Genomic DNA, 12,301 nt, shown 5'->3' with positions numbered 1-12,301 from the left:
GGTCAGTCCTCCTGGGTGCGGTGCGGTTCCAGCTGGGCAAACGGCCCGATCATGCTGCCGACGAAGCCGCCGGCCTGTGCGGTGCTGAGCATGCCCGCAGCATCGTTGCGGTGTAGCGATTGCCAGCCGCGCCCATCGGCATCGAAGGCGAAGCTGTACGCGTCGCCGTCGCCGCTGATCTGCAGGCGCAGCTGCGCCGTTGCGGGGATGCGGGTGCGTGCGAGCGTGGTGGTCTTTGCGCCCTCGCGCTTGTCGAGGAAGACGTCCAGCGCATCGCCGTTGCGTCGCACGCCCAACGCATACCACGCGTTGGAATTCTGGAAGGCGGCGAGTCCAGCACTGACGCCGGCCTGCGTGGGCACCGCCAACGCGGTGCTCGCGGCAAAGCGCGTGTGTTGCTGGCGCCGCGCGAGGAAGGCGGGTGTGGCGGTGCTATCCAACCCTTGCGCACTGGCGTGGAGGGTCAGCCAACCGGTGCGTGCGCTTAGATCGGCCACCTCATGTTTGGGCACACGCAGAGATAGCCATTCGCGCTGCAGCGAGGTGCCGGCGAAGTCGTCGCGCCAGGTGAAGTTGCCCGACAACGGGGCTTGATCGGCCGGTGTCTTGGCGCCGCGCGGGCTCTGTGCGACAGACGGAATCGGCTCGCCGGCCGGCAGGATCGACGGCCAGCCATCGCGCCAGTGCACTGGCAGCAGGAAGGTTTCGCGCCCGGTGTTGTAGCGTTCGCCCGCATACGGGCGGCTGGCCAGGAACACCGCCCACCATTGCCCGTCCGGTGTGTCCACCAGATCCACATGCCCGGCATTGCTGACCGGGTGCGCGCGATCAGCCGGCAGGTCGCGTTGGGTCAGGATCGGATTGTGCGGCGAGGGCTCAAACGGCCCCCACACAGTGCGGCTGCGCAGCACCACCTGCGAATGCTGCGGCCCGGTGCCGCCTTCGGCACACGAGAGGTAATACCAACCGTCGTGTTGATACAGATGCGGGCCTTCGATCCAGATCGGCTTGCTGGCCAGATCCACCCCACCGTTGAGCAACACCTTGCGCGGGCCGACCGGTTGATTGCTGGCGAGGTCGAAGCGCTGCATCCAGATCGCGCGATGGCCTTCGTACAACGGCGTGCCTTCCGGCGGGCCGTTGTTGAGCAGGTAGGCGCTGCCGTCGGTATCGAAGAACAACGACGGGTCGATGCCGTCGATGCCCGGCAACCACGTCAGTGCCGACCATGGGCCGGCGGGATTGCGGGCGCTGGCGATGAAGTTGCCACCGCTGTCGACCGAGGTACCCACGACATAGAAACGCCCGGCATGATGACGGATGCTGGCAGCGAACATGCCACGCGACACGCCCAGCCCGTCGTAGTCGAGCTGTTCGCGGCGCTCGACCACATTGCCGATCTGCGTCCAGTGCACCAGGTCGGTACTTTCGAACACCGGGATCGCCGGGAAATACGCGAACGTGGAGTTGACCAGGTAGTAGCGCTCGCCCACGCGTGTCACGCTGGGGTCCGGGTAGAACCCGGCCAGCACCGGGTTGCGGTAGTGGCCGGGCGGCAACGGCGTGGCGAACACCGCATCGTCGCCGCGATACTCGAACCAGTCGAAGGCGACATCGGCGTGCGCCTGCGCCTGCACGCGCGCAGGCGCGGCCACCGCAAGCAGCAGTGCCGCAAGTGCGGCCGGCAGCCAGCGCATCACCAGTCCCACATCGCACCGTCTTCCAGCCGCGCGATCGGCAACTGCTTGGGCACGTAGGGATACTTCGCGGCCAGGGCCTCGTCGATGTCCACGCCATGCCCGGGCGTTTCGCCGCAATGCAGGCGGCCATCGCGGAATACGTAATCGTGCGGAAACACCGCGTTGGCCTCGTCGGAATGGAACATGTATTCCTGGATGCCGAAGTTGGGCACCCAGGTGTCGAAGTGCAATGCCGCGCCCATGCACACCGGCGACAGATCGGTGGCGCCGTGGAAGCCGGTGCGCACCTGATGCAGCGCGGCGAAATCGGCCAGCCGGCGCACATGGGTGATGCCGCCGGCGTGCACAATCGTGGTGCGGATGTAGTCGATCAGTTGCTGCTCGATCAGGTGCTTGCAATCCCACAGCGAATTGAACACCTCGCCCACCGCCAAGGGAGTGACCGTGTGCTGGCGGATCACCTCGAACGCGCGCTGGTTTTCTGCAGGGGTGGCGTCTTCCAGCCAGAACAGCCGGTACGGTTCCAGGTCGCGGCCCAGCCGCGCGGCCTCGATCGGGGTGAGCCGGTGGTGTGCGTCGTGCAGCAGTTCGATTTCATCGCCGTGGTCGTTGCGCAATTGCTCGAACAATTTCGGCACCACGCCGAGATAGCGCGGCGTGGACCACACCGTTTCGGTCGGCAGTTCGCTCTCGGCCGGCTCATACGGTTTGCCGCCGCTGGAAATGCCGTAGGTCTTCTTGATGCCGGGCACGCCGCACTGCGCGCGGATGGCGATGAAGCCCAGCTCGCGGAAGCGGCCCACCTCATCGCTGGTTTCGGCGATATCGCGGCCATTGGCATGGCCGTAGACCAGCGCGCCCTCACGTGAGCGCCCGCCCAGCAGCTGATACAGCGGCAGGCAGGCCATCTTGCCCAGTATGTCCCACAAGGCCACGTCCACCGCGGCGATCGCGCTCATCGTCACCGGGCCGCGCCGCCAGTACGCACCGCGGTAGAAGAACTGCCAGATGTCTTCGATGCGGCCGGCATCGCGGCCGATCAGGTTCGGCACCAGGTGTTCCTGCAGGTACGCCGCCACCGCCAGTTCGCGGCCATTGAGCGTGGCATCGCCCAGCCCGGTGATGCCCGAGCGGGTGCGGATCTTCAGGGTGACGAAGTTGCGGCCCGGGCAGGTGACGATGACGCGCGCCTCGACGATCTCGCGATCGCGGGCCGAGCCTTGCAGCGGAGCAGGGGAGTCGGGAGTCTGTGACATCGTGGTCTCGCTCAGGGAGAAGTGGCGGCAGTGAGGGGGAGTTCGAACGGGCCGGCCGGCAGGCCGCTGCGGTCGTACAAGGTGCACACCGGGCTGTCGGCCCAGCAGTAGCGCACGCGCGTGACGGCCAGGCCGGTGGGAACGCGCAGGCTGATGGCGTGGTCGTGCAAGCTGGCAATGGCATAGCGGCAGCTGTTGGACGCGGCGCCGCACAGCTCGAAGCCGATCGGCGCATCGGCGCCATAGCTGAGCAAGGCGGTGTCCACAGCGTCGAAGGCGATGCGCACGCTGTCGCCTTCGCGTTGCGCGCTGCGCGGCACCGGGCCGGAAGGCGCAAGCGCCTCGCCGTACACCACTTGCCGCGCCGCACGCGCCAGGCGCCGGCCCAGTTCCTGCTTGTTGGCCGGATGGATGTCGTAGCGGTCGCCGATATCGATCGTCACCGCCAGGCCCGCATGCGCATCGTTGGCGACGAAGCGGCGCTGCGCCTCGCGCAGCTGCGCCCAGCCGCTGTCGACCGGCTGGGTGGGCGGCGCGCCATAGTTGGCCAGTTGCACGATCAGCAGTGGCAACTGTGCACCGAAGCGCTGCCGCCAATCGCGTTGCCATGCAGCGAGCAAGGCCGGGTAATGCACCGCATCGCCGGCATTGGATTCGCCCTGGTACCACAGCACCCCACGCAGGCCGAGCTGGCCGAGCGGGGCGATCATGCCGTTGTACAAGGTGGTCAGCCCGGCCGCCGACGACCACGGCGCGCGCGGTGGCGAGCCCAGTTGCGGCGGCACGATGCGGTATTGCCAGGGCGCACCCAGCGGCAGCGTGCTGCCATCGGCGAACTGCAGCGCACGCGATTGCGCATCGCCCAGCAGCCCACCGCGCCGATAGGTATTGAGCACATTGAGCACGATGCTGTTGCGCCCGGCCTGCAGGCGCCCGCGCGGCACGCTGTAGCGACGCGGCTGGTCGGCACCGTAATTGCTGCCCACGCCGCGCCCGTTGACCCAGGTCTGGTCCAGCTCGTCCACCGGCCCGAGCAGCAAGCTGGCGTCCTGCGCGGCCTGCGCCGGCGTCAGCTCCACGCTGGTGCGGTACCAGACCATGCCGTTGAAGCCGACCAGCTGCGGCACGCCCCAGTCGTCCCACGCGCCCAATGCCGCCGGTGCGGTTTGCCAGGCGCCGGGCGCATCCGCCTGCCAGGGCTCGCCTTCGCCGTGCGCATGCCACCAGGCCTCCCACAGCGCGCCCCAATGCGGCGCGGCATCCACCGGGTCGCGTGCGTAACGCGCCAGCACATCCAGCGCCGGGCCATCGTCGCCGGCAGCGCGCAGTGCCTTCTCGCCGATCCAGGCCTGCAGTTGCGAGCCGCCCCAGGAGGCATTGATCAGGCCCATCGGCACATCGACGGTCTTCTGCAATTCACGCGCGAAGTAGTAGCAGGCGGCAGAAAACTCCTTCACCGTCTCCGGCGTGGTGCGCTGCCACGCCGCAGCGCCGCCGAAGCGGCGCTGCGGCGTCGGGCTGGACTGCGCCGGCACCTTGAACATGCGGATGCGCGGGTTGTCGGCATCGGCGATCTCGCTGCGTGAATCCAGGGTGCGATGCACCTGCAATTCCATATTGGATTGGCCCGAGCACAGCCACACATCGCCGATCAGCACGTCGTTGACCTGCTGCGTCACGCCGGTGCTGGTGCGTGCGCTCAAGCTGTACGGGCCACCCGCGGCGTGCGCGGGCAGGCGTGCCTCCCAGTGGCCTTGCCGATCTGCGCGTGCCTGCACCTGCTGCGCATCCAGTTGCACGCTCACGCGCGCGCCAGGGGGTGCATCGCCCCACACCCGGATCGGCGCATCGCGCTGCAACACCACATGCTCCTGAAACAGTGCATGCAGCAGCGGCGCATCGGCCGCCTGCGCCAGGCGCGGCAGCAGTGCTGCGCAGAGCGCTGCCATGACGACCGTCGAGAGGCGCGCGCTCATTTCGGATTCCCCGGTGCATACGGAAACTGCAATGCCTGGTAATACGCCAACGGATGCGCCGGCGGCGCCGTGCCGGCTGGCAACGGCCGCCCGGACACGCGCTGGAAGTAGGCGATGCTGGCATCGCGCCACCACTGCGCTTCGTCTTGCTGGATCGCCAGGAAACTGGCCACCTGCTGGTAACGTGGTGGATCGATCCTGCCGGCCAGGCCCTGCCAGGTCGCGCGCATGGCACGCACCTCGTCCACGCCGTGGTCGTAATGCCATACCAGCTCGTCCCACAGCGGCCGTCCGGAGGCCATGCGGTGCTCCCAGGGCACATGGTGGAACCACAGCAGGTAATGCTCCGGCACGCGCTGCACATCGCCGAACACGCGCGCCACCGGCCTGGCGTATTGCGCCACCGCATTGCTGCCGCTGGCGCTGCGGTCAAAGCCGATCCCGTTACGGTCGGCGCGGTGGTAGTAGACCGGGTCCCAATCCGGGCGCTCGCTGCCCGCGTCCCAGGGTGCCGGGCCGTAGTGATGGCCGCGCCCCATCAGGTGATGCAGGCCGAGCGGGGTCATGTAGTCCACCACTGCCTCGCGCGAGCGCAGCATCATGTCGACCACCGGCGTCACCACGTCAGCATCGTTGGAGAAGCTCATGCGCGCCCACTCCTGCGCGATCGCCTGCGGCGACAATTGCGGGTTCCACGCCAGCCGCCCGTATGCATACCAGTTGGCCTGATCGAAGATCGAGCCGCTCCAGTTGCGGTCCGCACCGATGTTGGCCGCCCCGGCAATACCGGTCAGCCGCGTGCGTCTGGCATCGTTGAAGAGCGTGCCATCCACGGTTCTGGCAACGGTCGAGCCCTTGCCGCGTGCATAGGTGTCGGCCTGCAGGGTTTCGGCAAACAGCGTGCCCAGATAGGCCAGATGGGTGGAAAAGCCCAGATACTCCTTGGTGATCTGGAACTCCGGCATCAACGGCGTCTTGCGCATCGCACCGAACAGCGGATGGAACGGCTCGCGCGGCTGGAAGTCGATGGCCCCGTTCTTGACCTGCACGATCACGTTGTCGCGGAACTGGCCATCCAGCGGCAGGAACTCGCTGTACGCCTGCTTGGCGCGATCGTCCGGTTGCTCGTGCGAATAGACGAACGCGCGCCACATCACCACCCCGCCATGCGGCGCCAGCGCATCGGCCAGCAGATTGGCGCCATCGGCATGGCTGCGTCCGTAGTCCTGCGGGCCAGGCTGGCCTTCGGAGTTGGCCTTGACCAGAAAACCGCCGAAGTCCGGAATGCGTGCATAGATCTGGTCGGCGGTGTCGCGCCACCACTGGCGCACCTGCGGATCCAGCGGGTCGGCGGTCGTCAAACCGCCGATCTCGATCGGCGCGCTGAAGCGCGCGCTGAGAAACACGCGAATGCCGTAAGGGCGAAACACCCTGGCCAGTGCCGCCGCCTTGTCCAGGTACTGCGGCGTCAGGCTCCAGGCCTTGGCGTTGACGTTGTTGAGCACGCTGCCGTTGATGCCCAGCGATGCATTGGCGCGCGCGTAGTCGGTGTAGCGCGGATCCAGGTAACCCGGCAGGGTCTGCCAGTTCCATAACGAGGCGCCGGCGTAGCCGCGCTCGACCACCCCGTCCAGGTTGTCCCAGTGGTTGAGCATGCGCAGCTGCAGCCGCGGCGATTCGCGCAGGTCCAGCGCGGCCAGCGACTGGCCGGTCTGCAACAGGCGCAGGAAGTGGAATGCCCCATACAGCGCACCGACATCGCTGCCGCCGACGATGGCGATGGTGCAATGCCCGTCCACGTTGACACTGCGGATCAGGTAGCCCTCGCGGCCCAGGCCGGTGGTCTGCAGCTGCAATGCCGCGATCTGCGGCGCGGCGGACGCGCCCAGCAAGATCGCACCATCGCGCGTGACCGTGGCGGACGACTGCGGCGCAGCACCAAGCAGGCCCGACAGTCCACGCTGCAATTCCTCGCGTGCAGCCTGCAACGTCGGCGAGTCGCCGGCGACGACCAACTCGCTTGCGCTGCCACGCAACTGCGCCGCGTCGGCCAGCGGGTGGTAGCGCAACCATAAGTCGTAGCCATCCTCGGCCCGCGCGCCGGCACTGGCCAGCATCAATCCGCACAGCAACGTCAGCGCCAGCCACCACGGCTGCGCCAATGCAGCGCAATACGCGCCGCAGCGCCGCGTTGCACGCGCGCTCATGCGGCATGCTCCAGCGACATCGCCGCACGCCGCGGCGTATCGCCGCTCTGCCTGCTTCCCGGTACCATGCGTCGCATCGTCATGCACGCAGTCGGCGCTTGCGTTACTGCAGCGGGTTGTGTGCATCGTGCAGGTTCGCCACCCACTTGAAGAGGCCACGCTTGGAGAAGGTCAGGAAATCGGTCCGCCGCACCAGCCGCGCGACCACCATCGACGAGGTGGCGGCGCTGGCGAAGGTCTCGCCGATGACGGTCTCGCGCGTGGTCAACAACAACGGCAGCGTGCGCGATGCCACCCGTGCACGCGTGCTGCGCGCGGTCGACAAGCTGGGCTACACGCCCAACCTGGCGGCCAGTGCCCTGGCCGCCGCGCAGAGCACGCGCATTGCGTTGATCTACAGCGATCCCAGCGGCGCCTACCTGCGTGAGTTGCTGCTGGGCGTGTTGCGGGTTGCCTCGCGCACGCCGATCCAGCTGGTGATCGATTGCTGGGACGACCTGGATGCCGACGCCGAACGCCGTGCCGCACGCAAGCTCGCCAAGGGCGTGGCCGGGGTGATCCTGCCGCCGCCGCTGTGCGAATCCAAGGCCGCGGTGCTGGAACTGGTACGCGCCAAGGTGCCGGTGGTGGCGATCGCCTCCAACCATTTCAGCCCGGATGTGGCCTGTGTGCGCATCGACGAATTCGCCGCCGCCAAGGAAATCACCGAGCATCTGATCGCGCAGGGCCACACGCGTATCGGTTACATCGCCGGGCATCCCAACCTGTCTGCCAGCACGCGTCGCTTCGAGGGGTTCCAGGCCGCGCTGGCCGATGCGGGCCTGCGGCTGGACCGGCACCTGGTGCAACCGGGCGACTACACCTACAAATCCGGCCTGGTCGCTGCGGAAAAACTGCTGGCGCGCAAACGCCGCCCCAGCGCCATCTTCGCCAGCAACGACGATATGGCCGCCGCCGCGATCTCGGTCGCGCATCGGCGCGGGCTGGATGTGCCGCGCGATCTGTCGGTGGTCGGCTTCGACGACACCTCCGCCGCCACTGCGGTATGGCCCGAACTCACCACCGTGCAGCAGCCCATCGCCGCCATGGCCGACGCCGCGCTGGACATCCTGTTGAAGACGATTCGCGCCAAGGAGCGCACGGCGAAGATGGTCGATCATGTGGTCGCGCACCTGCTGGTCAAGCGGGATTCGGTGGCCGCACCGGCGGCGCCGGATGTAACGGAACAGCCATGACGCTGCACGCGATTCTGCGCGCAGGCCGCCGATGGTCGCCTGCGCGTGCAGGCGACCATCGGCACAGCATCAACGCGTCAGATACTGGTTGATCAGGTTCTCGTAGGCTTCCTGACGGCCGCTGAGCTGCTTGGGTTCGTTGCCGGCGGCGTACTTGGCCAGATCCACCAGCGTGCTGCTGCCGTTGGCGAAGTCCGCACCCGCGCCGCTGTCGAAGCTGGCATACCGCTCGGCGCGCCATTGCTCCAGCGGCGAGGAGGTCAGCAGCGCATTGGCCACTTCCAGCCCGCGTGCAAATGCGTCCATGCCGCCGATATGCGCCAGGAACAGATCCTGCGGGTCGGACGACTCGCGGCGCACCTTGGCATCGAAGTTCAGCCCGCCCGGTGCCAGCCCGCCCTGGCGCAGCACCACCAGCATCGCGCCGACGGTGTCGTACAGGTCGGTCGGGAACTGGTCGGTATCCCAGCCGTTCTGCGGGTTGCCGCGGTTGGCATCGATGCTGCCGAGCAGGCCGGCATCGGATGCCACCTGCAGGTCGTGCTCGAAGCTGTGGCCCGACAGCGTGGCGTGGTTTGCTTCGATGTTCAGCTTGAAGTCCTGGTCCAGGCCGTGCTGACGCAGGAAGCCGATCACCGTGGCGCTGTCGAAGTCGTACTGGTGCTTCATCGGCTCCATCGGCTTGGGCTCGATCAGGAAGTTGCCGGTGAAGCCGATCGCGCGGCCGTAGTCGCGTGCCAGGGTCAAGAAGCGCGCAATGTTGTCCTGCTCGCGCTTCATCTGGGTGTTGTGCAGGCAGGCATAGCCTTCGCGGCCGCCCCAGAACACGTAGTTTTCGCCGCCCAATTCCACGGTGGCATCGATCGCGGCCTTGACCTGCACCGCCGCACGCGCGACGACGTTGAAGTCAGGATTGGTCGACGCACCATTCATGTAACGCGGGTGCGAGAACAGGTTGGCGGTGCCCCACAACAGCTTGACGCCGGTGTCGGCCTGGCGCTGCTTGGCGATGCCGACCATGTGCTTGAGGTTGCTCTGGTACTCGCCGATGTCGTCGGCATCGGGCGACAGGTCGATGTCGTGGAAGCAGTAGTACGGCACGCCGAGCTTGGTGAAGAACTCGAACGCGGCATCGGCCTTGGCTTCGGCGCGATTCAACGCGGTGTTGCCGATATCCCACGGATACGCGCGCGTGCCCGGGCCGAACGGATCGGCGCCGTTGCCGCAGAAGCTGTGCCAGTAGGCCACGGCAAATCGCAGATGCTCGGCCATGGTCTTGTCGCCGACCTGCTTGTTGGCGTCGTAGACCTTGAACGCCAGCGGGTTGTCCGAATCGCGGCCTTCGAAGCCGATCTTGCCGATACCGGGGAAATATTCCTTGGCGCCGATGTAGACGGTGTTGCTCATGGGGTGGAGCTCCTGCAGAGAGGCGAGGGGAGAAGGGAAAGGTGTCGCACGCGAGTGACCAGCCACGCAGCGCAGCGATCGCGCATGCAGGCCGTCACCGCCGCCACCGGCGCGCACTCTCAATCGGCGCCGGGGACGGACGCCGGCACGGGGCCTGACCCGTGCCGCGCAGAATGTTAGCGCTACCACAATCGCGACCGAAAAAAGCCGCGCGATGGAGCGAAGCTGAAGATGCCATGCCGATCCCGAGTGAAGCGGTCTGCCCGACTTTACCCAGCCCGGCGCCGAAAGGCTTGCTGCGCTGCGAGATGTGCGCTGCCCCAAGTACCTGCGGCACACCTCTAGCGGTGATCGGCTCGCTAGCGCCCCGGCACCGCCAAACCAGCGCCGGACACCCCGCCCGCAAGCGGCTGACCGCCCGTTCAGCCGCGCGTGCGCGGCGCCGGCCCGCCGCGCGCCGGACAGCTACAATGGCCGGCTTATGACCGCTGTCCTGCCGCTGCCGCAACCCCTGGCCGACCCCGCGCCGCGCGACCCGCGCCAGCGGCTGCAGCGTGAGCAGCTGCGTCTGGGCAAACGCCTGCAGCGCCAGGTGGGCCAGGCGATTGCCGACTTCGGCATGATCGCCCCCGGCGACAAGATCATGGTCTGCCTGTCCGGCGGCAAGGACAGCTACACCTTGCTGGACATGCTGCTGCAGTTGCAGCGCAAGGCACCGGTGCCGTTCACCCTGGTGGCGGTCAATCTGGACCAGAAGCAGCCCGACTTCCCCGCGCAGGTGCTGCCCACTTACCTGCGTGGGCTGGATGTACCGTTCGACATCGTCGAGCAGGACACGTATTCGGTGGTCAGCCGGGTGATTCCGGCCGGCAAGACCATGTGTTCGTTGTGCTCGCGGCTGCGGCGCGGCGCGCTGTATGCCTACGCGCAGGCGCATGGCGTGACCAAGATCGCGCTCGGCCACCATCGCGACGACATCGTGGCCACGTTCTTCATGAATCTGTTCCACCACGCCCGGCTCGCGGCGATGGCGCCCAAGCTGCGCAGCGACGACGGCGCGCATGTGGTGATCCGCCCGCTGGCCTACGTGCGCGAAGCCGATATCGCCGCCTACGCGCAGGCGCGCCAGTTCCCGATCATTCCGTGCAACCTGTGCGGCAGCCAGGAAAACCTGCAGCGCCAGCAGGTCGGGCGGATGCTGCAGCAGTGGGACCGCGAGCAGCCCGGGCGGGTCGAGCAGATCGCCCGCGCGCTGGGCGATGTGCGGCCCGAGCAACTGGCCGACCGCACCCTGTTCGATTTCCTGGCGCTGGGCCGCAATGGCGATGCAGCACCGCCCGATCCCGATCCCGATCCCGATTCCAGCGCCTGGCTCGCCGCCGGCGACAGCGCACACGACAGCGACTGACGCGGCCATCGCGGCACCGGCAGTCTTTCCACCCTCCCCGTTTCTTCCTTCTCTTCGGTCCGACGCATGTTCTTTCGTAATCTCACTCTGTTCCGTTTCCCGACCACGCTGGATTTCTCCGAGATCGACACGCTACTGCCGCAAGTGCAGCTCAAGCCGGTCGGCCCGCTGGAAATGAGCTCGCGCGGTTTCATCTCCCCGTTCGGCCGCGACGAGCAGGAAGTGCTCTCGCACCGTCTGGAAGATTTCCTCTGGCTCACCGTCGGTGGCGAGGACAAGATCCTGCCCGGCGCGGTGGTCAACGACCTGCTCGAGCGCAAGGTCGCCGAGATCGAAGAGAAGGAAGGCCGTCGCCCCGGCGGCAAGGCGCGCAAGCGCCTGAAGGACGACCTGATCCATGAGCTGCTGCCGCGCGCCTTCGTCAAGAGCTCGCGCACCGATGCCATCCTGGATCTGCAGCACGGCTACATCGCGGTCAACAGTTCCAGCCGCAAGAGCGGCGAGAACGTGATGAGCGAGATCCGCGGCGCACTCGGCAGCTTCCCGGCACTGCCGTTGAATGCCGAAGTCGCACCGCGCGCCATCCTCACCGGCTGGATCGCCGGTGAACCCTTGCCCGAAGGCCTGAGCCTGGGCGAAGAGTGCGAGATGAAGGACCCGATCGAAGGCGGCGCGGTGGTCAAGTGCCAGCACCAGGAACTGCGCGGCGACGAGATCGACAAGCACCTGGAAGCCGGCAAGCAGGTCACCAAGCTGGCGCTGGTGCTGGACGACAATCTGTCGTTCGTGCTCGGCGACGATCTGGTGATCCGCAAACTCAAGTTCCTCGATGGCGCACTGGACCAGCTCGAACACAGCGAAGACGACGGCGCACGCGCCGAACTCGACGCCCGCTTCGCGCTGATGAGCGCGGAAATCCGGCGCCTGTTCCTGCTGCTGGAAACCGCGTTGAAGCTGAGCAAGGCCGAGTAAGCGCAACGGTCGAGCGGTGGCGTCGTGGCGTCGCGATCGATGCTTGAGTCAAATGCCCGGTGAGTCGAGTGCGCGGTGCCCTCACCGCTCGCGGGACACGCCGTGCATCCGTTCGTGGAGTCTCCTTGGCGGCATTCATG

General features: G+C 67.3%; 9 protein-coding genes. 3 read left to right on the top strand and 6 right to left on the bottom strand.

What is annotated here, in order from left to right; translation table 11 throughout:
• Window positions 1-2: 2 nt before the first annotated feature.
• From XARJCFBP2528_RS20010 to XARJCFBP2528_RS24240, 5 genes are all read right to left on the bottom strand, one after another.
• Window positions 3-1,709, bottom strand: a complete 1,707-nt coding sequence (locus XARJCFBP2528_RS20010; RefSeq protein ID WP_016903664.1) for a glycoside hydrolase family 43 protein — start codon at window positions 1,707-1,709, stop codon at window positions 3-5.
• Entirely contained in the window at window positions 1,697-2,956 is a 1,260-nt protein-coding gene (gene manD / locus XARJCFBP2528_RS20005; RefSeq protein WP_016903663.1) for a D-mannonate dehydratase ManD, read from the bottom strand. Before manD ends, XARJCFBP2528_RS20010 begins: the two co-directional genes overlap by 13 nt.
• Window positions 2,957-2,967: 11 nt before the next feature.
• Entirely contained in the window at window positions 2,968-4,932 is a 1,965-nt protein-coding gene (locus tag XARJCFBP2528_RS20000; RefSeq protein ID WP_016903662.1) for a sialate O-acetylesterase, read from the bottom strand.
• On the bottom strand, window positions 4,929-7,139 hold the full coding sequence (locus XARJCFBP2528_RS19995; RefSeq protein WP_016903661.1) for an alpha-glucuronidase family glycosyl hydrolase: 2,211 nt from the start codon (window positions 7,137-7,139) through the stop codon (window positions 4,929-4,931). The genes XARJCFBP2528_RS20000 and XARJCFBP2528_RS19995 overlap by 4 nt, the downstream gene beginning before the upstream one ends.
• Window positions 7,140-7,242: 103 nt before the next feature.
• On the bottom strand, window positions 7,243-7,407 hold the full coding sequence (locus tag XARJCFBP2528_RS24240) for a hypothetical protein (RefSeq protein ID WP_016903660.1): 165 nt from the start codon (window positions 7,405-7,407) through the stop codon (window positions 7,243-7,245).
• Here XARJCFBP2528_RS24240 and XARJCFBP2528_RS19990 point away from each other — a divergent pair.
• Window positions 7,358-8,374 carry a LacI family DNA-binding transcriptional regulator gene (locus XARJCFBP2528_RS19990; RefSeq protein ID WP_223571197.1) on the top strand — a complete coding sequence of 339 codons (1,017 nt, stop codon included), beginning with the start codon at window positions 7,358-7,360 and terminating at the stop codon, window positions 8,372-8,374. The genes XARJCFBP2528_RS24240 and XARJCFBP2528_RS19990 overlap by 50 nt on opposite strands.
• Window positions 8,375-8,443: 69 nt before the next feature.
• On the opposite strand, the gene xylA is transcribed toward XARJCFBP2528_RS19990, so the two are convergent.
• Complete coding sequence (xylA, locus tag XARJCFBP2528_RS19985) at window positions 8,444-9,781, bottom strand: xylose isomerase (RefSeq protein WP_047125032.1); 1,338 nt, start codon at window positions 9,779-9,781, stop codon at window positions 8,444-8,446.
• A 481-nt stretch (window positions 9,782-10,262) separates the two neighbouring features.
• Here xylA and ttcA point away from each other — a divergent pair, with 481 nt between their 5' ends.
• Window positions 10,263-11,189: a tRNA 2-thiocytidine(32) synthetase TtcA gene (gene ttcA, locus XARJCFBP2528_RS19980; RefSeq protein ID WP_016905005.1), complete on the top strand. Its 927-nt coding sequence runs from the start codon at window positions 10,263-10,265 to the stop codon at window positions 11,187-11,189.
• Window positions 11,190-11,255: 66 nt separating this feature from the next.
• Window positions 11,256-12,161, top strand: coding sequence for a recombination-associated protein RdgC (locus XARJCFBP2528_RS19975; protein WP_007974628.1), 906 nt, complete (start codon window positions 11,256-11,258; stop codon window positions 12,159-12,161).
• The last annotated feature ends 140 nt before the right edge of the window (window positions 12,162-12,301 follow it).

The sequence above is a fragment of the Xanthomonas arboricola pv. juglandis genome (assembly GCF_001013475.1).
GTDB lineage: Bacteria > Pseudomonadota > Gammaproteobacteria > Xanthomonadales > Xanthomonadaceae > Xanthomonas > Xanthomonas arboricola.
Note: the sequence above shows the minus strand (reverse complement) of the source record. Positions and strands in the feature narration are given on the sequence as shown.

Coding starts and splice junctions, on each gene's coding strand:
- XARJCFBP2528_RS20000 (WP_016903662.1), bottom strand. CDS start 4,932: ATGAGCGCGCGCCTCTCGACGGTCGTCATGGCAGCGCTCTGCGCAGCA.
- ttcA (WP_016905005.1), top strand. CDS start 10,263: ATGACCGCTGTCCTGCCGCTGCCGCAACCCCTGGCCGACCCCGCGCCG.
- manD (WP_016903663.1), bottom strand. CDS start 2,956: ATGTCACAGACTCCCGACTCCCCTGCTCCGCTGCAAGGCTCGGCCCGC.
- XARJCFBP2528_RS19995 (WP_016903661.1), bottom strand. CDS start 7,139: ATGAGCGCGCGTGCAACGCGGCGCTGCGGCGCGTATTGCGCTGCATTG.
- XARJCFBP2528_RS19975 (WP_007974628.1), top strand. CDS start 11,256: ATGTTCTTTCGTAATCTCACTCTGTTCCGTTTCCCGACCACGCTGGAT.
- xylA (WP_047125032.1), bottom strand. CDS start 9,781: ATGAGCAACACCGTCTACATCGGCGCCAAGGAATATTTCCCCGGTATC.